We start from the raw sequence: 21342 nt of genomic DNA on the forward strand, positions 1-21342 counted from the left end.
AACCCGCGCTGTGGCTATACGAAATGCTTCTGCGACTCCGGGAGCCACATCAATACACCGGCCGCCACCGCGACGGCGGAGCCGATGAAGCCCAGGTTCAGCGTGACGAGCTGGAGCAACAGCGAAATCACTGCAAGCCCGGCCAAAATGCTCAACACCAGGCGAGCCCACCGGGCGCCTTCCTTGAGCCGGATCGCGATGAATATGTAGAGGGCGGCGAAGATCAGGCTGAAGACGAATCCAATGATGCCGGGACCGATGAGGAGTTCACCGAAGTAGCCGCGGAGAAGGAAGATGTTGATCAGGCTTGCGAGAACGCCAAGGGCGGCGGCGCCGACCCAGAGCCAGTAGGACAAAGTCAGTTGCTGTGGGACACCCGTGGTGTCGCGGAAACGTTGGGCGATGTTGTTGAAATCGAGGCCGAAGGTGTTCCGGGCAGGAGCCGCGTAACCCAGGCCGGCCGGCGGAGCATTGTTCGCTCCGGCAGCAGGCATGCCGTACCCCGGAGGCGGTGCCTGATAGCCGGGTGCCTGGTAACCGGGTGCCGGCGCCTGGTAACCAGGGGGCGGGGCTTGATACCCGGGTGCCTGGTAGTTGGGCGGCTGCGGTGCGCCCTGTGGAGGCTGGTAGCCGGCCGGAGGAACATCGCCGGACGGTTCTGGCTGTGAGCCTGGCTGTTGAGGAACTTCGTTTGGGTTACTCATGGCATCACTGTAGACCTGGGGTTGAAGGTTTCCTAGGAAATTTTCGGCGAATTCCCGGGCTCCGCGCGGCATCGTGGTGAATACTCCAGCGGGTGGATCCACAGCAGGGATGCCCGCCTGGAGGGCGGAAACGAAAAGCGGCGCCGCCCGGTGGCCGCGGAAATCCGCAAACCTTCCGGGAAGCGCCCCTTCCGCAAATTGCGGCCGCGTCAGGCGGCGGGAGCGATGAAGGCGAGTTCGAGGTTGATGACAACCTTGTCGCTGACCAGCACGCCGCCGGCTTCCAGCACTGCGTTCCAGGTCAGGCCGAATTCCTTGCGGCTGATGGTGGTCTCACCGGAGAGGCCGGCGCGGGTGTTGCCGAAGGGGTCGACTGCCACGCCGTTGAATTCGGTCTCGATCGCGACCTCCTTGGTGACGCCCTTGATGGTGAGGTCGCCCACCAAGTCGAAGCTGTCGCCGTTGGCCTTGATGTGGCGGGAGACGAAGTTGATCTCAGGGAACTTCTCGACGTCGAAGAAGTCCTCACCCTTGACGTGGCCGTCGCGGTTGACGTCGCCGGAGTCGAAGCTGGCGGTCTGGATGGTGGCGTTGACCTTGGAGTCAGCCAGGTGCTCCGCCAGTTCCAGGGTCGCGTCGGCCTCGGTGAACTGGCCGCGGACCTTGCTGATTCCTGCGTGGCGGACGGTGAAGCCGATTTCGCTGTGCGAGCTGTCGAGGGTCCAGGTACCGGTGGTGACGTTGGCGGGGAGGGTCATGGCGTGCTCCTTGGAGTAGGTGTGGGTGGAAATCTCCGCTCGGAGGACAGTTACTTGAACCATCAACCGATCTTGCATCCAGTATAAACATGCAAATGCATCTTTTGTTCCATCTTCGGGAACATTTTTTCCCGGGCCTCAGTTCTACATGGCGTAGAAGATTTCTGATTGCCCCCCGTCTTTGAGAAACTGGTAGACATGCCCCAAGCAACTGTCCATCTGCTCCGCCATGGCGAGGTATACAACCCCGACGGCGTCCTGTATGGCAGACTGCCCGAATTCCACCTGTCCGAGCGCGGACAGGCGATGGCGCGCGTGCTCGCCGAGCACTTCGAAGCGCGCGCCGCGGCCGGGGCAAAGATCGTCCACCTGGTGGCCTCGCCGCTTACGCGCGCCCAGGAAACCGCCCAGCCAAGCTCGGAGGCCCTGGGCCTTCAGATCCACACGGATCCCCGGATCATCGAGGCCGAGAACCACTTCGAGGGGCTGCACGCCCGGCCCTCGGAGTTCCTGAAGCCCAAGCATTGGATCCAGTTCCGGAACCCCCTCCGCCCCTCCTGGGGCGAGCCGTACAGCCAGCAGGTTGTGCGCATGCGCGCGGCCATTGAGGACGCCCGGCAGCGCGCCGTCGAGCTCGGGGGCGACGGCGCCGAAGCGATCCTGGTGAGCCACCAGCTGCCCATCTACGCCACCCGCCGCAGCGCCGAAGGCCGCCGGCTGTGGCATGACCCGCGCAAGCGCGAATGCACCCTGACGTCCCTGACGTCGCTGGTGTTCGACGCCGACGGCGCCCTCGTGCGGGTCGACTACAGCGAGCCCGCGGCAGCCCTGCTGCCCGGCGCCGCGAGCACTCCCGGAGCATGACATTGGAAAAGTACAGCAATACCTCGCGCCGACGCTTCCTCGCTACCGGGGGAGCGGCGCTCGCCGCCCTGACCGTGGGCCTGTCCGCCTGCGCCCCGCAGGAAGACAACCTCGCCAAGCAGGCGAACGTCGGCGACAACAAAAACTACATAGCGGGAGACGGCTCGGTCACCGAATTCGCCAAGACCGACCGCTCGGCCCCGCTGCAGATTGACGGGGTCCTGTTCGACGGCACCCCCGTTAGGGCTGCGGACCTCCGCGGCAAGGTCACGGTGCTGAACTTCTGGTTCGCTGCCTGCGCTCCGTGCCGGGTCGAGGCGCCGCTCCTCGAGGAACTGCACCAGGACTTCAAGGCCAAGGGCGTACAGTTCTTCGGCGTCAACCTGCGGGATGAGAAAGCCACCGCCGAGGCCTTCGAGAAATCCTTCAAGCTGACGTACCCGAGCTTCAACGACAAGAACGGCGCCGTGCTGCTCTCCGTTTCCGGCCTGGTTCCGCCGAACGCCGTGCCCACCACGCTGGTCCTGGACAAGCAAGGCAGGGTTGCCTCCCGCGTCCTGGGCGAAATCGAGAAGGGCACCTTGAAGGCCCTCATCACAGCCGCGGCAGCCGAGTAGGCGGCCCGACGAACGTGAACAGTCCCTTCGCGGAAACCATCCTCAACGGTTCCCTGCTGCTGGCCATCCCCGTGGCCCTGCTGGCGGGACTCGTCTCCTTCCTGTCGCCATGCGTGCTGCCCCTCGTACCCGGGTACCTGGGCTACGTCACCGGGCTGACCGGCGTCGACCTGCAGAAGCAGCGGCGTGGCCGCATGTTCGCCGGAATCGGGCTGTTCGTGCTCGGCTTCTCGGTGATTTTCGTCCTGCTCGGCGGCGCCTTCGGCCAGCTGGGCACGCTGCTGGCCGGCCCGCAGAACGCCTGGATCACCCAGCTGCTCGGCGTCCTGGTGATCGTCATGGGCATCGTCTTCATGGGCGGCTTCGGCTGGCTGCAGCGCGACGCCAAGATCCATGCAAAGCCTCCGGCCGGGCTGTGGGGCGCACCGCTGCTGGGGATCACCTTCGGCCTGGGCTGGGCGCCCTGCATCGGACCCACCTACTCGGCCGTCCAGCTGCTGAGCCTGTCCGGCGGATCCTCCGCAGCCAAGGGGGCCCTGCTTGCCTTCGTGTACAGCCTTGGCCTGGGGGTGCCGTTCCTGCTGATCGCCCTCGCCGTGCGCCGGGGTGCCGGCGTCATGTCCTTCTTCCGCAAGCACCGCCTGGCGATCCAGCGGGCCGGCGGGGCCATCCTGATCCTCCTCGGAATCCTGATGGCCAGCGGAGTGTGGGGTGCCTGGGTCACCGGGTTGCAGTACTGGTTCCAGACCGATGTGAAGTTGCCAATCTGATGAGCGAGCCCGTGGAATCGAAGAACAAGCCCAAGACGATCGAGGAAGCCAAGACCGGGGCCGCCCTGCCCGCGCTTGGCCTCAAAGGCATGCTCCGCTGGGCCTGGACGCAGCTGACCAGCATGCGCACCGCGCTCTTCCTGCTGCTCCTGCTGGCCGTGGCCGCCGTCCCGGGCTCGCTGTTCCCGCAGCGCCCGGCCAACCCTTCCGTCGTCACGCAGTACATCAAGGACCACCCTGACTACGGCAAGATCCTGGATGCCCTCCAGCTCTACGATGTCTACTCGTCCGCCTGGTTCTCGGCAATCTACCTGCTGCTGTTCATCTCGCTGATCGGCTGCGTCGTGCCGCGCGCCACCGCGCATTACAAGGCGATGCGCTCCCAGCCGCCGCGTACGCCCAAGCGGCTGTCCCGCCTCCCCGAGTACGGCACCCTGGTAGTTCCCGCCGACGCCGGGGTCCCGGCGTCGCGCGCCATCACCGATGCCGCCGCGCTGCTCAAGAAGCGCGGCTACCGGGTGGAGGTCAGGGACGCCGACGGCGAGCGGCCCTCCCTGGGTGCCGAGCGCGGCTTCGTCAAGGAAGTGGGCAACCTGGTCTTCCACACCTCGCTGATCGGCGTGCTGGTCTCCGTGGCCATCGGCGGGCTGTTCGGCTACAGCGGACAGCGCATCCTGGTGGAGGGCGACACCTTCGTGAACACCCTGGTGGGCTACGACCAGTTCAACCCCGGCACCAACTTCCAGAGCAGCTGGCTGCAGCCCTACTCAATCCAGCTGGACAAGTTCGATGCGACGTTCGACCGTGAATCGCCCGCCCACTTCGGCCAGCCGATCGACTTCACTGCGCAGGTCACCACCAAGGAAAACCCCGGCGCGCCTGCCGAAAAGAAGATCCTGAAGGTCAACGACCCCGTGACCCTGGGCGACACCAGCATCTACCTCACCGGGAACGGCTACGCCCCTGTGGTCACCGTCCGCGACGGCAAGGGCAACATCGCCTTGCAGGGCCCCGTGGTGGCCAAGCTGCAGGGCGATAACTACTACTCCTCGGTGGTCATCAAGGTTCCCGATGCCAAGCCCGATCAGCTGGGCTTTGCAGGCTTCTTCCTGCCCACCGCGTTCGTCACCGACAAAGGGGTGTCCTTCAGCGGTGACCCCGAACTCATCAACCCGCAGCTCAGCCTGAACTCGTACTACGGCGACCTCGGCCTGGACAAGGGCTCCCCGCAGAACGTGTTCGAGCTCGACGTCAAGAACCTCACACAGCTCAACGGCCGCGACCTTCCCGCCAAGGGCATCACCCTGGTGCCGGGGAAGAGCTACACGCTGCCGGACGGCAAGGGCAGCATCAGCTTCGACGGCGTCAAGAAGTACGTGGGCGTGGACATCCACCACAACCCGGGCCAGGTGAGCGCCCTGTTCTTCGCGCTGCTCGCCGTCGCCGGCCTGGTTGTCTCCCTCTACCTGAACCGCCGCCGCGTGTGGGTCCGCACAGGAACCCACGACGACGGACGCACCATGGTGGAGTACGGCCTGCTGGCCCGCGGCGAGGACCACCGCCTGGCCGGCGAATCCGCCGCCATCCGGGAACTGCTGCAGCGTGAATGGCAGCTGACGCCGGACTCATCAGACACTTCCGACACCGTCGCTTCGACAACCACTAAGGACCAGTAATGTTGTTCTCCATCAACGAGACCATGGGCCAGTACAGCGAGCTCTTCATGCTGCTGGCCGCAGGCACCTACACGGTGGCGTTCGTCGCCTTCGCCTGGGACCTGGCCAAGAGCAGCAAGACGCTGCGTGCCGTGGACCTGAAGGCGGCCGCAGCTGCCAAGGTTCCGGTCGCCGTCGGCAGGGCCGGTTCGGAAACCATCCCGGCAGTTGAGCCCGCCGGAGGCCGTACGGCCGGCTCCGACATGCGCTACGCCGCCGAGCGGCGCGCACCCGCCCGCGTGGCGGTGGCCCTGACCATCCTCGGTGTCCTGATCCATGCCGCCGGCGTGGTCACCCGTGCCCTCGGCGCCGGCCGCGTGCCGTGGGGCAACATGTACGAGTTCCTCACCACCGGTGCCTTTGTTGCCGTGGCGGTCTTCCTGCTGGCCCTGATCCGCCGCGACCTGCGCTTCCTGGGAACCTTCGTGATCGGCCTGGCCGTGATCATGCTGGTGGCGGCCTCCGTGGCCTACTGGACCCCTGTGGGCCACCTGGTGCCCGCACTGCAGAGCTACTGGCTGGTGATCCACGTGTCCATTGCGGTGCTGTCCTCGGCGCTCTTCACGCTGACGTCCGCCATGTCCGCCCTGCAGCTGGTCCAGTCGCACCGGCAAAAGACCCTCGCTGCCGGCGGTGCCGACAAGCTGGGCTTCATGCGCTTGGTTCCGGACGCCCTGAGCCTGGAGAACCTGTCCTACCGGATCAACACCGTGGCCTTCGTGGGCTGGACCTTCACGCTGATGTTCGGTGCCATCTGGGCAGAGAAGGCCTGGGGCCGCTTCTGGGGCTGGGACACCAAGGAAGTCTGGACGTTCGTGATCTGGGTGGTCTACGCAGGCTACCTGCACGCCCGCGCCACCCGCGGCTGGACCGGCACCCGCGCAGCCTGGCTGTCGCTCGTGGGCTACCTGTGCGTGATCTTCAACTTCACGATCGTGAACCAGTTCTTCAACGGCCTGCACTCATACTCTGGCCTGAGCTAGGGGCTTCCGGGGGAACCGGCACCCTGCTGCTTCAGGCGTTGCCGTCGGTGCCGTCGGACGTTGATTCGCCCCTGAGCCTGCGTTCCCGCTCCTCGAGTTCCTTCTGCAGCTTCTTCAGCCGCTCGGCTTCACTCTGGTTGCGGCGGCGGATCTCCAGGTTGCGCAGGAAGTCCGGGTCGTCGTCGGGAGCCGTCGGGTGGGCAGGGAAGGCTTGCTGGGGGGCGCGCCCGCCGTACGGGCGTCCGAAGATGAACCACAGGATGGCCCCAAGGACGGGAAGCACCAGCATGACCACGATCCAGGACGGCTTGGAGATGCCCCGGACGTAACGGCGGTCCGTGCGGATCACATCCACTAAGCCATAAACGAAGACCAGCAGGACGAGGATGGTTCCAACTACGCGGGGCATACCTTCAGTCTAGCCACCGCGGAAGGACCGTGTACCGGCACCGGAACGCCCAGGGACCCTGCCCCCGATCCCGGGGACGGCCGGCCCTTCTCCGGACGGTAAACTTGATGCGTGGCCTTCCTCAAGTACTCACTGATCCGTCTGGCACTGTTCGTGCCGTTGTTCGTGCTGTTCCTTTTCCTGCAGACCGGTGCCCTGCTGGCGGTGGTCTTCGCCGGGCTGATCGCCTTCGCCGTCAGCTACCTCTTCTTCCAGAAACAGCGCGACGCCGCCACGGCAGCCATGCGTGAACGCTTCTCCGGGCGGGCCAAGCCGCTGCGTTCGGCCGGCGAGGTCGCCGACGCCGACGCCGAGGACCGCCTGGTTGACGAGAACCCTGCAGTCCGGGTCGAGAACGACCGGCGCCCGAAAGAAGGCTGAGCTCGCACAAGAATCCCCGGCCAACGGAACCCGCCGAACGCGGCGGTGAAGAGTTCCGTTGACCGGGGATTTTTCGCGTCCGTGCCTCAGAAGCCGGCGCGTCCGGGCGGGGGAGCCGTCCTCACAAGCCGGCGCTCAGCACCAGGCCAAGGGAGAACAGCAGGCTGTAGCCGAGGTTGATCAGGCCGGTCTGCTTGAGCACAGGGATGAGGTTCTTGCGCTTGCCGTTGACCATGAGCCACGCAGGCGTCAAACAGGCCGGGACCAGAAGCAGGACAATGAGCATCCAGGGCTTGGTGGGCGCCAGGACCACCACCAGCAGGATGGCCAGGGCCAGCATCAGCACGTAGCTTTCGCGGGCGTGCCGGTCGCCCAGGCGGACCGCCAGGGTCTTCTTGCCGGCAACGGTGTCCGTGGGGATGTCGCGCACGTTGTTGGCCATCAGCAGGGCGCAGGCAATCAATCCGGTGCCGATCGCGCCGATGACCGCGGGAAGGCTGACCTGCCCGGCCTGGGTGTACGTGGTGCCGAGGGTGGCCACGAGGCCGAAGAACACGAAAACGAAGACGTCGCCGAGGCCCATGTACCCATAGGGATTCTTACCGCCCGTGTAGCCCCATGCGGAGAGCACACAGCCCAGGCCGACCAGGATCAGCCACCAAGCCTGCGTGATGATCACCAGTACCAAGCCCACCAGCATGGCGAGGCCGAACGCACCGAACGCAGCCCATTTCACGTGCTGGGCGCGGGCAGCCCCGGAGCCCACCAGGCGCAACGGGCCCACGCGGTCCTCGTCGGTTCCGCGGATCCCGTCGGAGTAGTCGTTGGCGTAATTGACGCCGATCTGCAGCAGCAGCGCCACCAGCGCGGCCAGGATCGCGTTGGCGAGGCGGAACGACTGCAGTTCGTAGGCCGCCGCGGTGCCGATGAGCACCGGGGCGATCGCCGCCGGCAGGGTGCGCGGCCGGGCGCCTTGGATCCATTGTGCAGCTGTTGCCACGGTTGTACCTCGTGTGATTCGCGGTGGAGCCGGAGGGGACCGGCAATGAAATGCGGTGAACTTGTCTATTCTGCCTGATGCCGCTCGCCGAGCAGCGCGCCCATGGCGAGCCGGTCCGGTTTGCCGTTGGGCAGCATCGGCAACGCGGATGCCGTGATGACGGTCTTGGGCGCCAGTGCTCCGAGGGCCGCGTGGGCAGCCGCAAGGAGTCCTTCCGGGCCGCCCGCCGGGTCGTCCACCGCCAGGTAGGCGGCCACGGCCTGGCCCCATTCGGCGGAGGGCACGCCGGTGACGAAGGCCGCCCTCACGCCGTCGAGCTTTTCCAGCTCGGCCTGCACGTACGCGGCCGAAACTTTGACGCCGCCGGTGATGACGACGTCGTCGGCCCGGCCCAGGACGGTGAGCTTGCTGTCTGCGGAGAGCTCGCCGAGGTCCCCGGTGCGGTACCAGCGGACGTCGTCTTCTTCGAAGAAGTCGGCCGCGTCGGGGGCGTCGAGGTAGCCGGCGGCGACCGTGCTGCCGCCCAGCAGGATGCGGCCTCCGCCATCGATCCGGACCTCGACGCCGTCCAGCGGCTCGCCGTCGTACACGCATCCGCCGCACGTTTCGGCTGAGCCGTAGGTGGTCACCACGCGCAGCCCGGCGTCGCGTGCCGCTTCCAGGAGCCCGGCCGGAGCCGGGGCGCCGCCGAGCAGGATCGCGTTGAATCGCCGCAGCACGGCGAGGGTATCCGCCGACGGCGAATCGAGGAGCCGCTGCAACTGGGTGGGCACGAGGGAAGTGAAGCGGATCGTGTCAGTCAATTCCAGTGCGCCGGCAGTGAAGGCCTCCGGCGTGAAGCCGGCGCTCAGGTCCATCGCCCAGGGCCGCGTCCCGGCGAACAGGGAACGCACCAGCACCTGGATGCCCGCCACGTACTGCAAGGGCAGGGCCAAGAGCCACTGGCCCTCGCCACGCAGCGCAACGGCGGTGGCCATGGAGGATGCCGCGAGGGCGTCGACCGTGAGCACGGTGGCCTTCGGCGCGCCGGTGGATCCCGAGGTGCGCACCACCACGGCGGCGTCCTCGAAACCGGGGGTCTCCACGGGGACCGCCCTGGCGGTACCGTCGGGATCCGTGACGATCTCGACGGCGGTTCCCTCACCTTGCAGGGCGGCCGCGAGGGCCTTCAGGATGTTATCCACGGCCGGGCTCCTAGAAGTAGTAGGGGAAGGCGGACCAGTCCGGATCCCGCTTTTGCAGGAACGCTTCCTTGCCCTCCACGGCCTCGTCCGTCATGTAGGCCAGCCGGGTGGCTTCGCCGGCGAAGACCTGCTGGCCGGCCAGGCCGTCGTCAGCCAGGTTGAAGGCGAACTTGAGCATGCGGAGGGCCTGGGGCGACTGGCGGGCGATGTCCGCGGCGTACTCCAGGGCCACCTCCTCGAGGCGCTCGTGGTCCACGGCCTCGTTCACGGCGCCCATGCGGACCATGTCCTCGGCGGAATATTCGCGGGCCAGGAAGAAGATTTCGCGGGCGGCCTTCTGGCCGATCTGCCGGGCCAGGAGTGCCGAGCCGTAGCCGGCGTCGAAACTTCCCACGGTGGCGTCAGTCTGCTTGAACTTGCCGTGCTCGCGGGATGCGATGGTGAGGTCGCTGACAACGTGCAGTGAGTGCCCGCCGCCCGCGGCCCAGCCGTTCACGACGGCGATGACCACCTTGGGCATGGTGCGCATGAGCCGCTGGACTTCCAGGATGTGCAGCCGCCCGGCCCGGGCGGGGTCGATGGACTCGGCTGTTTCACCGGAGGCGTATTTGTATCCCTCGCGGCCGCGGACCCGCTGGTCGCCGCCGGAGCAGAAGGAATGGCCACCGTCCTTCTCGGAGGGGCCGTTGCCCGTGAGCAGCACCGTCGCCACATCGGGGGTCATCCGCGCGTGGTCCATGGCCCGGTAGAGCTCATCCACAGTGCCGGGACGGAAGGCGTTACGGACTTCCGGCCGGTTGAAGGCGATGCGCACCGTGGGCAGGTCGCGGATGACCTCGCCCGCTTCGTCGCGTTCCACCTGGCGGTGGTAGGTCATGTCCTGGAAGTCGTCGAATCCGGAAACCGTGCGCCAGCGCGAGGGGTCGAAGACGTCGGATACCTTGGCGGGGAAGTCGTTGCTCACCCTGACGAGTTTAGTTACCGCCTCAGCTGATGCAGAACTCGTTGCCCTCCGGGTCGGCCATGGTGTGCCATTCGTGCGGTCCCTGGCTGGCCGTCCACAGGTGCTTCGCGCCACGGACTTCCAGTTCGGCCCGAACCTCGTCCTTGTCCCTGCCGTCCAGGCGCACGTCCCAGTGCACACGGTTCTTCACGGTCTTTTCCTCCGGGACGACCTGGAACAGGAATCGCTTCCCTGTGGCCTTGTCCTGGTCTTCCGACGGGACAATGGCAGCACCCGTCTTCCACACGAGCTTGCCGTTGTGGGTGGTGGTCTCGTCCTCCGTGGCGAAGCCCTGCTCGACCATCGAGCGGATGAACGCCTCGTCCTGGGATTCCACAACCCAGTCGAGCGTCTCGGCCCACCAATCGGCGAGCATGTGGGGATCCTTGCAGTCGACTACTACCTGAAAGTTCAGTGTCATGCCATGAAACTACGACGACGGCGGGCTGGCACGACAGTGCTTTGCGGTCAGTTCCGGTCCGGGTTACCCAACTGACTGGCAGGCTCAGGCGCCGAAGAACTGCGGCGGAACCGCGTAAATCAGCAGCACGGCCAGAAGGTTCTTGCTGGCGTGGACCAGGAAGGAGAACATGAGGTTCTTTCCGGTCCAGACGTAGACCGCGACCAGGACCGAGCCCATTCCCAGATACGGAACCATCGCCTGGAAAGACAGGCCTTCGTTGCCGAAGACATGGACGCCGGCGAACAGCACCACGGACAGTACACAGCAGATCCAGATGTTGAGGCGTCCGGACAGCTTGCCGATCAGCAGGTGGCGGAACAGGTACTCCTCGACGAACGGCCCCACGAGGACCAGCAGCGGCACGATCAGCCAGGCCGGGACCCCCTCGACAAGCGACTGGACGCCCAGCTGGTTCTCCGAGGCGGGAGCCTGTCCGGTTGCCACGATCAGCACGGCCGTGAGCACCAGCATGACGACGACGGAGGCCGGCACCATTGCCAGCGTGAACCAGGGGCGGGTGGCAAGGATCCTTGTGTCGCGGGACAGCACCCGGCGCGCTGCAAGGAGGGCGAATATACCCACCGAGGCATAGAACGCCAGATTGACGGCATAGGAAACCGCCGTGGCCGTGGGCAGGAGGCTTTGCAGCAACGGTGCCAGCAGCCCGCCGGCAAAGGCAACGAAGAGCATGAGGCCCAAGTAGAGTCCGGCCGCCACCGCGTCCAGGCCGTTGAAGCCGTACAGCCTTCCTGGCGGTGGAATCTTGCCCATGTGAACAAGCCTAATCCCCGCCGCCTCCCTGGCCTCCGCTGCGCTACGGCCAGGGAACCCTGGCGGCGTGGGCCCACCCGCCGCCTCCCTGGCCTCCGCTGCGCTACGGCCAGGGAACCCTGGCGGCGTGGGCCCACCCGCCGCATCCGGCTTACGGGGCGCGCCGGGCCCTAGCCGAAGAGAGCGCTGTAGGTCCCCATGATGATCCGGTCACCCGGGGTCGACTTCCTGAGGTAATCCAGGACTGCCCAGTCATCCAGGGAGATGCAGCCTGCCGTGGGGACCTTGTTCATGTGCAGGAAGATCGCGAAGCCGGCGTTCTGGATGATGGTGGGACGGTTGTAGTTGATGACCACGCCTTGCCGGTAGTCGTGGCTTGCGCGCGTGGCGAAGTACCACATGTTTTCGTCCCAGCCCACCCAGGACGAGGACTCGAAGTACTTGTTGTAGGTGGGAGTCCAGGGGTTGCCGCCCCAGCGCGAACGCGGGTTCAGCGTCCGGTAGGGCAGCTTGGTTCCGGGGTTGCCCAGCCCGAAGGCCTCGGTCACTGAAAACGATCCTGTTGGCGAGTAGAGGTAGCGCGTGGGCCCGGATGGGACTCCCGGGGGTTTGAAACCTGACGCTCCGACGAAGCCGCTGGTCCTCCAGTCGGACACGTAGGTGCCGGCGATGTTCTTGCAGTAGACGTTGGTGGCCGCGGATTTGCCGTAACCCTGGGTGAAAGTCAGCAGGACCCGCCGGGCACCATACGTGGAGTAATTGGATTTGCCGTTGTTCAGGTACTGGCATTCGGTCGCCAACGAGTAGACACGGGTTCCTGCACCGCTTTCCCAGGCGATGAAGCCGCGTTGGAACGCCTGGATGCATTGGCCGGGTGCGCATTTTTCGTTCAAGACGGGGTATCCGAGCCAGCTGCTGTTCGATCCAATGGCCAGATACCGGTCCCGGATGCCGCCGCGCACCATCGCTGAGCCGCTCGCCGGGGACCAGTAAATCGAGCCGCCCTGGAATCGCTGCAGGCATCCCATGGCCGGCTGGCCGCAGATCTCGCTGCTCAGCGGGTACCCGAGGGCCCCGTCCTGTGCGCCGAGGGATTTCCAGCGGGACTGGATACCGCCCCGGACGAAGTGTGCCCCGGTGGCGGGGGACCAGTAGATGGTTCCCCCGGAGAATGCCTGGAAACATCCGCCGCTGCGGAGCCCGCAGGCTTCGTTCCCGACTGGAATGCCGAGACCCCCTGTTGACCCCAGGGCGGTCCACAATGCACCGATCGCCCCGCGGGTCCAGATGCGGAAGACGGCGGTCCCGGTCCAAACCAGGACTTTTCCGCTCGAGAACTTCTGGATGGTGCCGCCGGTGACGGCGGTTTCATCGCTCAGCGGATAGCCGAAACCTGCCTGGCCGCCGCCGGAGAACCACGCCGGCCCCGTATGGCCCGAGATGGAAAGGACCGCGTGGGCTCCGGTGATGCTGGTCCAGTAGACCTGTCCGCCGGTGAAATCCTGCCGGCACAGGCCATCGGCGCAGTTTTCGTCGGAGCTTGGCGGGCCAAGCACACCTTCGGCTCCGCCCAGTTCGAGCCACTTCGCTCCAATCGCCCCACCCGTCGTGAAGGGCGGCGTCGGTGGATCCGACGGCGGAACGTCCTCAAGGGGCGCCGGCGTATCCACGCTTGGCGAGGGGTCGGGCTCCGGGGATACCGAACCGGATGCCGGGGCCGTCGGGCTGGCCTCGCCCGTCGGGGTGGCTTCACTTGTCGGACTGGCCCCACCTGTCGGGATGGCTTCGCCACTCGGGGACGGGCCCGCTCCCGGGCTTGGGGTCTCCTCCGCCGTGGCCGGCACTGTTGCCAGGGGAACTGCCGCAAGGCCCAGAATGAGGGCGGCGGCCACGAGCGATGCTCTTGCCTGGAGCCCGGTCTTCACTGTGTTCGCCCATTTCACTGTGTTCCCCCGCTTCACTGCGCATCCTCGGCCGAGACAACCGGTTCGCACACGCCGGCCCCGCCCGCGGTGTGCGCGAAATCCTTGGCTGAGACGTCGGCTGACTTTCCGGCCTGGACGGTTTCCGTCATCAGGGCGTGGCCCTGGACAGCCGCGCCGACTGTCACGGCGACGGCTACGGTGTACGTCTTCGCAGTTCCGGTGCTGTTGACGAGGGTCCCCTTGAAGGTCCAGGACCCGTTGGCTCCCGCGGTGCAGCTTTGGTCCCGCAGTGCGTTGATCGCATTCAAGGAGGTTGAGGCGTCACCAGGGATGGATGACGACGGCGGTGAGGCGGCAGTGTCCGTGGACGGAGCTTTCCCTGGACTGGTGGAGGATCCGGGGCTGCCGGATGCCGTCGACGACGGCGCCGGGCTTGCGCTTTGACTGACCGTACCGCCGCCCGCCCCGGAGCAGCCGGCAAGGGCAAAGAGCAACACTGCGGGCAGCAACCTTCTGTTTCGCATGATTCCCCCAGATCGAGTGCGAAGGCCGGGCGTAACGCAAATGCGCACACCAGCCAGGGTGTCTCAGTCGATGCTAGGGACAGGCTAGCGGCAAAGAGGGCGGGCAGGAAGCAATTCCCGGGCGGTCGGGGCGGCCGGCTGTATCCCGGGACACGAGTGGTGCGTTTCACACTGTAAGATGGGCTTGCTGGATTCGCCCTTCGATGATTCGCGCCGTAACCCGCAGAAGTGAACAGGGTTTCGGCAGGTGAGCCGAATCACGTGCAACAAAGGGCAGCTGGTACCTCCTCAACCCACAAGGAACAGTTGTGTCGCAAAGTACCCCCGCAGACCTCAAGAACCCCGTCGGCCAGGCGTCCGCCGTCGATCCGTCCCTCAGCGCCGAGGGCTACAGCAAGACCCTGAGCCGCCGCCACGTCACCATGATCGCGATGGGCGGCGCCATCGGCGTCGGCCTCTTCATGGGTGCCGGCGGGCGCCTGGCCTCCACCGGCCCGGCCCTGATCTTCTCCTACGCGATCGCCGGCGTCATTGCCTACCTGCTCATGCGGGCCCTCGGCGAACTCATCATGTACCGCCAGACCTCCGGCTCCTTCGTCAGCTACGCCGGCGAACTCTTCGGCAAGAAGGGCGCCTACCTGTCCGGCTGGATGTACTTCATCAACTGGGCCATGACGGGCATCGCCGAGCTGATCGCGATCGGCCTGTACTTCCAGTTCTTCTTCCCGAACGTTCCCGTGGAACTGTCCGCCATCGCCGCGCTGGTGCTGCTGGTGGCCGTGAACCTGTTCAGCGTGAAGGCCTTCGGCGAGTTCGAGTTCTGGGCCTCCTGCCTGAAGGTCGCCGCCATCGTGATCTTCCTGGCCGTGGGCACCTTCATGGTGATCACCAACGCCAAGGTCGGAGCCGGCCACGCCTCCGTCAACAACCTCTTCGCGGCCGACGGCGGAATGTTCCCCAAGGGCGGCCTGGTGATGATCCTGGTCCTCAACGCCGTGATCTTCGCCTACAACGCGATCGAACTGGTGGGCATTACCGCCGGTGAGATGCAGAACCCGGAACGCGAAGTGCCCAAGGCGATCCGCGCCGTCGTGGTCCGCATCGTGGTCTTCTACGTCGGTTCAGTGACCCTGTTGGCGATGCTGCTGCCCTCGGACCAGTACCACGCCGGAACCTCCCCGTTCGTCACCGTCTTCGGCCAGATGGGCCTGGGCTGGATGGGCGACGTCATGAACATGATCGTCATCACCGCGGCCCTGTCCTCCTGCAACTCCGGCCTGTATTCCATCGGCCGCATCTTCCGCACCATGGCCAACAACGGCCACGCCCCGCAGTGGCTCACCAAGATGTCCACCCGCCACGTCCCCTACGCCGCCATCCTGGCGATCGGCGTCGTGTACCTCGTGGGGATCCTGCTGAACATCTGGCTGGGCGGTTCGCACGCCTTCGACCTGGCGCTGAACACCGCCTCGATCGGCGTCATCTTCACTTGGGGTTCCATCTTCGCCAGCCAGATCATGCTGCGGAGGAAGAAGGGTCTGGTCTCCAGCCTCCCCATGCCCGGTTCGCCGTGGACCAGCTGGGTGGGCTTGGTGGCGCTGCTCGCCATCACCGTGCTGATCGGCCTCGACACCATGACCAGCAAGAGCGGCGAGGTCTTCTACCTCGGTGCCTGGACCCTGGCCACCATCCCGTTCTTTGCCCTGGTGCTTTGGCTCGGCTGGCAGAAGGTCAAGAACAACGAGCCCAAGAGCGAGCTCTTCAGCTAGCGCCCCCAACTGACTCGCAGTTGTTGTCGTTCGAGCCTCGAAACGACACCGGCTGCGAGTCAGTTGCTGTTTAACCGGCGCTTGCGCTCGGGTGGATTGCTGCTACGCGGGCCGTGCCGGTCTAGGGTCGGAGCATGAGCCTGAAAGCAGCCAAAGTCATCGCCCCCAGGATCACCCCCGTCCGGCTGGATGAACTGAGGGAATTCGGCGAAGCAGGGGACGGGCCGGCGCTGGACTTCCGCCGCGGTGAAAGGTACGACGGCGTCCGGTTCAGCCAGGTGCGCGTAGACGGCCAGGAGCTTGGCGGCGCGGATTTCCTCGAGTGTGAATTCGACCGCGTCTCCTTCAATGAGACCGAACTGCGCGGCGCGGGCTTCCGGGACTGCATTCTCTCCGAGCCGTATGCGCCGGTGCTGACCGCCGCGCGCAGTTCCTGGCGCGACGTCGAAATCAGCAACCCGCGCTGGGGCTCCGCGGAACTGTACGAGGGCAGTTGGCAGTCGGTGCGGATCGACGGCGGCAAGCTGGACTTCCTGAACCTGCGCGGTTCCAAGCTCCAGGATGTCCAGGTAACCGGCTGCATCATCAACGAACTGGACCTGGGCTCCTGCACGGCAAACCGCGTGGTGTTCAAGGACTGCACCATCGGCACGCTCGACGTCACGGGCGCCAAACTCAAGGACGTGGACCTGCGCGGCAGCGAATTCCGGGCGGTCAACGGACTCGGCGGCATTTCCGGCGCCGTGATCGACGACTACCAACTCAGCCTGCTGGCCCCGCTCTTGGCCGGGCACCTGGGCATCCGGGTCCTGTAACGTCCACCGCCTCCTGTTGAGCTGGTTCCCTGTAGACCGGGTTCCCTGTTGACCGGGGACGGGCACAGTGTAATCTTTATAGAACGAACGGTCGGTAAATTATTCGCCGACCCTGCTCCGTGAAGGATGTGCTCATGGTCGAGGCTTTTCTTGTTGGCGGCGTACGTACGCCCGTCGGCCGCTACGGCGGTTCGCTTTCCGCAGTCCGTCCCGACGACCTTGCGGCCCTGGTGGTGGGGGAGGCAGTGGCAAGGGCCGGCGTCGACCCCGACTCGATCGATGAGGTGATCCTCGGCAACGCCAACGGAGCCGGCGAGGAAAACCGTAACGTCGCCCGCATGGCCACGCTCCTGGCAGGGCTTCCCCTCCACATTCCCGGCATCACCGTCAACCGTCTCTGCGCCTCCGGCATGAGCGCCATCATCATGGCAAGCCAAATGATCAAGGCAGGCGCCGCCGACATCGTGGTAGCCGGCGGCGTTGAATCCATGAGCCGCGCGCCCTGGGTCCAGGAAAAGCCGGCCACCGCCTTCGCCAAGCCCGGGCAGATCTTCGACACCTCCATCGGCTGGCGCTTCGCCAACCCCCGCTTCACCAAGGGCGAGCTCTCCCGGGGCGGGAAGATGACCTATTCGATGCCCGAAACCGCCGAGGAAGTCGGCCGCGTGGACGGTATCTCCAGGGAAGACGCTGACGCCTTCGCGGTCGCTTCCCATAAGCGCGCCCTGGCCGCCATCGCCGCCGGCCGCTTCAAGGAGGAAATCGTCCCGGTGACGGTGAAGACCCGGAAGGGCGAGACCGTCGTCGACACCGATGAGGGACCCCGCGAGGGAACCACCTTGGAGGTCCTGGCCGGGCTGCGGCCCGTTGTTCCCGCTGGTTCCATTGTCACCGCAGGCAACTCCTCCAGCCTCAACGACGGCGCCTCCGCAATTATCGTCGCCTCCGAGGCTGCCATCCTGAAGTACGGGCTCACCCCGCGCGCCCGGATCATCGACGGCGGGGCCGCCGGCTGCGAGCCGGAGATCATGGGCATCGGCCCGGTGCCGGCCACCCGGAAGATCCTCGAGCGCAGCGGCCTCGGCGTCGCCGAGATCGGCGCCGTGGAACTCAACGAAGCGTTCGCCACCCAGTCCCTCGCCAGCATGCGGCGCCTTGGGCTGGACGCCGGGATCGTGAACAACGACGGCGGCGCCATCGCCCTGGGGCACCCGCTAGGTTCCAGCGGCTCCCGGATCGCAATAACCCTGCTCGGCAGGATGGAGCGCGAATTGTCCGGGGCCGGCCGTAGGATCGGCCTTGCAACGATGTGCATCGGCGTCGGGCAGGGCTCGGCGCTCCTCCTGGAAGGCGTGTAATGGCACTGGATTCTTCGATGGACGGACATCCGCTGGATCCGGCCGGATTCGGCACCCTGCTGATCGAAGAGCAGGAGGACCGGCTGACTATATTGCTCAACCGGCCGGAAGTCCGGAACGCGATCGACCAGCAGATGGTCGATGAACTCCACAGGGTCTGCGACTATCTCGAACGCCAATCGAAAATCCTGATCATTGCCGGCAGCGAAGGGGTCTTCGCCTCCGGGGCGGACATCGGCCAGCTGCGGGACCGCCGTCGTGACGACGCCCTGCGCGGCATCAACTCCACGATCTTCGCCCGCATCGGCCGCCTCCCCATGCCCGTCATCGCAGCGATCGACGGCTACTGCCTGGGCGGCGGCGCTGAGCTTGCCTACGCCGCCGATTTCCGGATCGGCACGCCCGCTGTACGGATCGGCAACCCGGAAACCGGGCTCGGTATCATGGCTGCGGCCGGCGCCACCTGGCGGCTCAAAGAACTGGTGGGGGAGCCCCTTGCCAAGGAAATCCTGCTGGCCGGCGCCGTGCTCCGGGCCGAGGAGGCGTTGCGCATCAACCTCATCACCGGCATCTACGAAGCCCCTGTACTGATGGAAGCCGCGCACAAGCTCGCAGACCGCATCGCCCGCCAGGACCCACTGGCGGTGCGGATCACCAAGTCCGTGTTCCATGCCCCGGAAGCAGCCCATCCGGTGATCGACACCCTCGCCCAGGGAATCCTCTTCGAGTCGCAGGCCAAGTTCGATCGCATGCAGGGCTTCCTGGACAAGAAGATGGCCGAACGGCTCGCTGCGAAGCCTCCGCAGGACAGCCACGGCGCCGACATTGACCGCATCCCCGAAACCCAGGACAGGACCACCACATGAGTGTCGTTGCCGCTATCCCGCACGTAGTAGGAGTCCTCGGCGGTGGCCGGATGGGGGCGGGCATTGCGCACGCCTTCCTGGTCAAGGGCGCCACCGTGATCGTGGTGGAACGCGACGCCGAAGCCGCCGCCGGGGCGCACGCCCGGGTGTCCGACGCCGTTGCCAAGTCCGCCGCCCGCGGCACCCTCGGGGAAACCTCGGAGGATGCCCTGGCCCGCTTCAGCACGTCGACGGACTACGAATCGTTCATCCACTGCGGTCTGGTGGTGGAAGCCGTCCCGGAGGACTACCAGCTCAAGGTGACCGCCCTGAAGGCCGTGGAAACCCACCTCTCCGCCGACGCCTACCTGGCCTCGAACACCTCCTCCCTGTCCGTTTCCGGCCTGGCCGCGGAGCTGCACCGCCCCGCGAACTTCCTTGGCCTGCACTTCTTCAACCCCGTGCCGGCGTCCACCCTGATCGAAGTGGTCCTGGCCAAGCAGACCTCCCCGGAGCTCGCCGCCGCTGCGAAAGGCTGGGTCGAGGCCCTCGGCAAGACCGCCGTCGTGGTCAATGACGCACCCGGCTTCGCGTCCTCACGGCTGGGCGTGGCGATAGCCCTTGAAGCGATGCGGATGGTCGAAGAGGGCGTGGCCTCGGCGGAGGACATCGACGCCGCGATGGTGCTCGGCTACAAGCACCCCACCGGGCCGCTGAAGACCACCGATATCGTGGGCCTGGACGTGCGCCTAGGCATTGCCGAATACTTGCACTCCACGTTGGGGGAGCGCTTCGCCCCGCCGCAGATCCTGCGCGACAAAGTGGCCCGGGGCGAACTGGGGCGCAAGACCGGGAAGGGCTTCTTCGACTGGGCTGAGTAAGGCGGGCCTACCTTTTCAGGGCGGCGTTCACGGCCGTGCGGTAGCCGTTGTTGTAGCCGGCCGCGTTCGGGTGGAAGTTGTCCGGGTTCAGGAGATTGCCGTCAAAGTTGATCCACGGCTTGTCCGAACCGATGCCGTGGTCCAGGAACCGCTGGGTCACGTCAACAAAGCGTGCGCCTGAGACCCGCGTGCCCGCGGCGATCGCCGCGTTGAGGGCGTCGGCCATGGCGTTGAACGTGGCCGCGAGGATCTGCTGCTGGGGCGGCATCGTGCTGGTGACGGTGAAGAGCCTCGGGTAGCCGGTGACGACAATGTCGGCAGTGGGCGCCAGGGAGCGGAGGTAGGCGACCAGGTTGGCAACCCGCCCCGGAAGGACGGCCAGCCCGATCTGGGTGTTCGCCACCGCGGACGCGCATGCTGTGCTCAAGGGATCGGGGACGCAGGCCGCGGTCACGGCCCCAGTACCGACGTCGTTTCCGCCTACGGTAAGGGAAACGTCAGTCGCGCTGCCCAGGAGGGCGGCGTTGTTCGTGGCGACGAGGGCGACGTCGGTGGTTGTCGCTCCGAAGCAGCCAAGGTTGGTGCCGCCCAGGAGCGTCGGATATGCCGCGGCCGATTGGTAGCACGGCGGTGCCTCCGGCCCGCCCCCGGTGCCCGCGGCGTAGGAATCGCCAAGGCCCACGTACGTTATGGCCTGCTTGGCCGTGGTGTCTGACGAGGCTGCCTGGGCCGGGGCGCCGGACAGGCCGAATGCGAGGATCATGGCGGTGAGGGATGCCGCCAAGGCGAACGCGCGTGAGCGGGTATGGTGCGGTTTCATCGGTTTTCCCCTTGGTCTCGACGGAGCGGCGTCTGAAAAGGGCGCTGTGTTTGCGACCCTACTCCCGCGCCATGCGCCCGTCACGAGTAGTCGGGTACTCGTCCGGAACCCCCGAAGGGTCCGGCCCGTGCCGCGATAGGCTGAAGCCGTGATGACGATTGCGCCCGTTACCCTCAGCGGCCGGCTGGTGACCCTGGAACCGCTCGGCCCCCAACACCACGACGGGCTCGTCGAGGCGGCGAAGGACGGGGAGCTGTGGAAGCTTTGGTACACCTCGGTGCCCGCGCCGGAGGTCATGGCCGCCGAGATCGAACGCCGCCTGGCCTTGCAGCAGAGTGGTTCCATGCTGCCCTTCGCCACCCGCCTCAACGGCAGCGGCCGCCTGATCGGCATGACCACGTACATGAACATTGACGCCGCCACCCCGCGTGTGGAAATCGGCTCCACTTGGAACGCCGCCTCCGCCCAGGGCAGCGGCAGCAACCCGGAATCGAAGCTGCTGCTTCTCCGGCACGCTTTCGAAACGCTCGGCTGCCCGGCCGTCGAATTCCGCACCCATTGGCTGAACCATCAGTCGCGGGAAGCGATTGCCCGGCTCGGCGCCAAGCAGGATGGCGTGCTGCGGAGCCATTCCCGCACGGCGGACGGCGTCCTGCGGGACACCGTGGTTTTCTCCATCCTGGAACACGAATGGCCGGCCGTGCGCACGAACCTTGAATTCAGGCTCGCGAAACGCGGCTGAAC

23 protein-coding genes are annotated in these 21342 nt (G+C 66.3%); 12 read left to right on the plus strand and 11 right to left on the minus strand.

The window, feature by feature from the left end; genetic code table 11:
• Positions 1–14: 14 nt before the first annotated feature.
• Together ACNQPB_RS01560 and ACNQPB_RS01565 are read right to left on the minus strand one after the other, a co-directional pair.
• Positions 15–704, minus strand: a complete 690-nt coding sequence (locus tag ACNQPB_RS01560) for a hypothetical protein (protein ID WP_498748536.1) — start codon at positions 702–704, stop codon at positions 15–17.
• Positions 705–913: 209 nt separating this feature from the next.
• A complete protein-coding gene (locus ACNQPB_RS01565) occupies positions 914–1462 on the minus strand; it encodes a YceI family protein (protein ID WP_498749066.1) in 549 nt (182 codons plus the stop codon).
• A 198-nt stretch (positions 1463–1660) separates the two neighbouring features.
• Between ACNQPB_RS01565 and ACNQPB_RS01570 the strand changes: the two genes are divergently transcribed.
• Genes ACNQPB_RS01570 through ccsB form a run of 5 tightly spaced genes read left to right on the plus strand, consistent with a single transcriptional unit; the run spans position 1661 to position 6411 of the window.
• Positions 1661–2326 (plus strand): histidine phosphatase family protein, encoded by a 666-nt coding sequence (locus ACNQPB_RS01570; RefSeq protein ID WP_498748538.1) that lies wholly within the window; start codon positions 1661–1663, stop codon positions 2324–2326.
• Positions 2323–2943 (plus strand): TlpA family protein disulfide reductase, encoded by a 621-nt coding sequence (locus ACNQPB_RS01575; protein WP_498748540.1) that lies wholly within the window; start codon positions 2323–2325, stop codon positions 2941–2943. The genes ACNQPB_RS01570 and ACNQPB_RS01575 overlap by 4 nt, the downstream gene beginning before the upstream one ends.
• Before the next feature lie 14 nt (positions 2944–2957).
• Complete coding sequence (locus ACNQPB_RS01580; RefSeq protein ID WP_498748541.1) at positions 2958–3713, plus strand: cytochrome c biogenesis CcdA family protein; 756 nt, start codon at positions 2958–2960, stop codon at positions 3711–3713.
• Entirely contained in the window at positions 3713–5389 is a 1677-nt protein-coding gene (gene resB, locus ACNQPB_RS01585) for a cytochrome c biogenesis protein ResB (protein ID WP_498748543.1), read from the plus strand. The genes ACNQPB_RS01580 and resB overlap by 1 nt, the downstream gene beginning before the upstream one ends.
• The gene (gene ccsB / locus ACNQPB_RS01590; protein ID WP_498748545.1) at positions 5389–6411 is read left to right on the plus strand and encodes a c-type cytochrome biogenesis protein CcsB; all 1023 of its coding nucleotides are present in this window, start codon (positions 5389–5391) and stop codon (positions 6409–6411) included. Before resB ends, ccsB begins: the two co-directional genes overlap by 1 nt.
• Before the next feature lie 31 nt (positions 6412–6442).
• Here the strand turns inward: ccsB and ACNQPB_RS01595 are convergent, their stop codons facing one another.
• Complete coding sequence (locus ACNQPB_RS01595; protein ID WP_498748546.1) at positions 6443–6820, minus strand: PLD nuclease N-terminal domain-containing protein; 378 nt, start codon at positions 6818–6820, stop codon at positions 6443–6445.
• A 111-nt stretch (positions 6821–6931) separates the two neighbouring features.
• Here ACNQPB_RS01595 and ACNQPB_RS01600 point away from each other — a divergent pair, with 111 nt between their 5' ends.
• The gene (locus ACNQPB_RS01600; RefSeq protein WP_498748548.1) at positions 6932–7240 is read left to right on the plus strand and encodes a DUF4229 domain-containing protein; all 309 of its coding nucleotides are present in this window, start codon (positions 6932–6934) and stop codon (positions 7238–7240) included.
• Positions 7241–7361: 121 nt separating this feature from the next.
• Here ACNQPB_RS01600 and ACNQPB_RS01605 read toward each other — a convergent pair whose 3' ends face one another.
• The 7 genes from ACNQPB_RS01605 to ACNQPB_RS01635 form a co-directional block, all read right to left on the minus strand.
• Positions 7362–8240, minus strand: a complete 879-nt coding sequence (locus ACNQPB_RS01605) for a 1,4-dihydroxy-2-naphthoate polyprenyltransferase (RefSeq protein WP_498748550.1) — start codon at positions 8238–8240, stop codon at positions 7362–7364.
• Between the two features lie 65 nt (positions 8241–8305).
• Positions 8306–9424 carry an AMP-binding protein gene (locus ACNQPB_RS01610; protein ID WP_498748552.1) on the minus strand — a complete coding sequence of 373 codons (1119 nt, stop codon included), beginning with the start codon at positions 9422–9424 and terminating at the stop codon, positions 8306–8308.
• Positions 9425–9434: 10 nt separating this feature from the next.
• Positions 9435–10388, minus strand: a complete 954-nt coding sequence (locus tag ACNQPB_RS01615; RefSeq protein WP_498748553.1) for a 1,4-dihydroxy-2-naphthoyl-CoA synthase — start codon at positions 10386–10388, stop codon at positions 9435–9437.
• Positions 10389–10410: 22 nt separating this feature from the next.
• Complete coding sequence (locus ACNQPB_RS01620) at positions 10411–10848, minus strand: VOC family protein (RefSeq protein ID WP_498748555.1); 438 nt, start codon at positions 10846–10848, stop codon at positions 10411–10413.
• Between the two features lie 84 nt (positions 10849–10932).
• The gene (locus ACNQPB_RS01625) at positions 10933–11661 is read right to left on the minus strand and encodes a CPBP family intramembrane glutamic endopeptidase (protein ID WP_498748557.1); all 729 of its coding nucleotides are present in this window, start codon (positions 11659–11661) and stop codon (positions 10933–10935) included.
• A 170-nt stretch (positions 11662–11831) separates the two neighbouring features.
• The gene (locus ACNQPB_RS01630) at positions 11832–13622 is read right to left on the minus strand and encodes a hypothetical protein (RefSeq protein ID WP_498748559.1); all 1791 of its coding nucleotides are present in this window, start codon (positions 13620–13622) and stop codon (positions 11832–11834) included.
• A complete protein-coding gene (locus tag ACNQPB_RS01635) occupies positions 13619–13894 on the minus strand; it encodes a hypothetical protein (RefSeq protein WP_498748560.1) in 276 nt (91 codons plus the stop codon). The genes ACNQPB_RS01630 and ACNQPB_RS01635 overlap by 4 nt, the downstream gene beginning before the upstream one ends.
• Positions 13895–14418: 524 nt before the next feature.
• On the opposite strand from ACNQPB_RS01635, the gene ACNQPB_RS01640 reads away from it, so the two are divergent.
• The 5 genes from ACNQPB_RS01640 (at position 14419) to ACNQPB_RS01660 (ending at position 19778) form a co-directional block, all read left to right on the plus strand.
• Positions 14419–15879: an amino acid permease gene (locus tag ACNQPB_RS01640; RefSeq protein ID WP_498748562.1), complete on the plus strand. Its 1461-nt coding sequence runs from the start codon at positions 14419–14421 to the stop codon at positions 15877–15879.
• Positions 15880–16019: 140 nt separating this feature from the next.
• Positions 16020–16694, plus strand: coding sequence for a pentapeptide repeat-containing protein (locus ACNQPB_RS01645; protein ID WP_498749068.1), 675 nt, complete (start codon positions 16020–16022; stop codon positions 16692–16694).
• A gap of 134 nt (positions 16695–16828) precedes the next feature.
• On the plus strand, positions 16829–18052 hold the full coding sequence (locus ACNQPB_RS01650; RefSeq protein ID WP_498748564.1) for a thiolase family protein: 1224 nt from the start codon (positions 16829–16831) through the stop codon (positions 18050–18052).
• On the plus strand, positions 18052–18918 hold the full coding sequence (locus ACNQPB_RS01655; protein ID WP_498748566.1) for an enoyl-CoA hydratase/isomerase family protein: 867 nt from the start codon (positions 18052–18054) through the stop codon (positions 18916–18918). Before ACNQPB_RS01650 ends, ACNQPB_RS01655 begins: the two co-directional genes overlap by 1 nt.
• Positions 18915–19778 carry a 3-hydroxyacyl-CoA dehydrogenase family protein gene (locus tag ACNQPB_RS01660; RefSeq protein WP_498748567.1) on the plus strand — a complete coding sequence of 288 codons (864 nt, stop codon included), beginning with the start codon at positions 18915–18917 and terminating at the stop codon, positions 19776–19778. The genes ACNQPB_RS01655 and ACNQPB_RS01660 overlap by 4 nt, the downstream gene beginning before the upstream one ends.
• A 7-nt stretch (positions 19779–19785) precedes the next feature.
• Here the strand turns inward: ACNQPB_RS01660 and ACNQPB_RS01665 are convergent, their stop codons facing one another.
• A complete protein-coding gene (locus ACNQPB_RS01665) occupies positions 19786–20598 on the minus strand; it encodes an SGNH/GDSL hydrolase family protein (protein ID WP_498748568.1) in 813 nt (270 codons plus the stop codon).
• Between the two features lie 151 nt (positions 20599–20749).
• On the opposite strand from ACNQPB_RS01665, the gene ACNQPB_RS01670 reads away from it, so the two are divergent.
• Positions 20750–21340: a GNAT family N-acetyltransferase gene (locus tag ACNQPB_RS01670; RefSeq protein WP_498749069.1), complete on the plus strand. Its 591-nt coding sequence runs from the start codon at positions 20750–20752 to the stop codon at positions 21338–21340.
• Positions 21341–21342: the final 2 nt, after the last annotated feature.

The sequence above is a fragment of the Curtobacterium sp. LFS079 genome, from assembly GCF_047977865.1.
In the GTDB taxonomy this organism is placed as follows: domain Bacteria; phylum Actinomycetota; class Actinomycetes; order Actinomycetales; family Micrococcaceae; genus Arthrobacter.

Excerpts from the sequence above, each read along its gene's own strand:
- ACNQPB_RS01595 (WP_498748546.1), bottom strand. The coding sequence starts at position 6,820 with ATGCCCCGCGTAGTTGGAACCATCCTCGTCCTGCTGGTCTTCGTTTAT.
- ACNQPB_RS01570 (WP_498748538.1), top strand. The coding sequence starts at position 1,661 with ATGCCCCAAGCAACTGTCCATCTGCTCCGCCATGGCGAGGTATACAAC.
- ACNQPB_RS01575 (WP_498748540.1), top strand. The coding sequence starts at position 2,323 with ATGACATTGGAAAAGTACAGCAATACCTCGCGCCGACGCTTCCTCGCT.
- ccsB (WP_498748545.1), top strand. The coding sequence starts at position 5,389 with ATGTTGTTCTCCATCAACGAGACCATGGGCCAGTACAGCGAGCTCTTC.
- ACNQPB_RS01660 (WP_498748567.1), top strand. The coding sequence starts at position 18,915 with ATGAGTGTCGTTGCCGCTATCCCGCACGTAGTAGGAGTCCTCGGCGGT.
- resB (WP_498748543.1), top strand. The coding sequence starts at position 3,713 with ATGAGCGAGCCCGTGGAATCGAAGAACAAGCCCAAGACGATCGAGGAA.
- ACNQPB_RS01560 (WP_498748536.1), bottom strand. The coding sequence starts at position 704 with ATGAGTAACCCAAACGAAGTTCCTCAACAGCCAGGCTCACAGCCAGAA.
- ACNQPB_RS01565 (WP_498749066.1), bottom strand. The coding sequence starts at position 1,462 with ATGACCCTCCCCGCCAACGTCACCACCGGTACCTGGACCCTCGACAGC.
- ACNQPB_RS01665 (WP_498748568.1), bottom strand. The coding sequence starts at position 20,598 with ATGAAACCGCACCATACCCGCTCACGCGCGTTCGCCTTGGCGGCATCC.
- ACNQPB_RS01670 (WP_498749069.1), top strand. The coding sequence starts at position 20,750 with ATGACGATTGCGCCCGTTACCCTCAGCGGCCGGCTGGTGACCCTGGAA.
- ACNQPB_RS01625 (WP_498748557.1), bottom strand. The coding sequence starts at position 11,661 with ATGGGCAAGATTCCACCGCCAGGAAGGCTGTACGGCTTCAACGGCCTG.
- ACNQPB_RS01620 (WP_498748555.1), bottom strand. The coding sequence starts at position 10,848 with ATGACACTGAACTTTCAGGTAGTAGTCGACTGCAAGGATCCCCACATG.
- ACNQPB_RS01650 (WP_498748564.1), top strand. The coding sequence starts at position 16,829 with ATGGTCGAGGCTTTTCTTGTTGGCGGCGTACGTACGCCCGTCGGCCGC.
- ACNQPB_RS01655 (WP_498748566.1), top strand. The coding sequence starts at position 18,052 with ATGGCACTGGATTCTTCGATGGACGGACATCCGCTGGATCCGGCCGGA.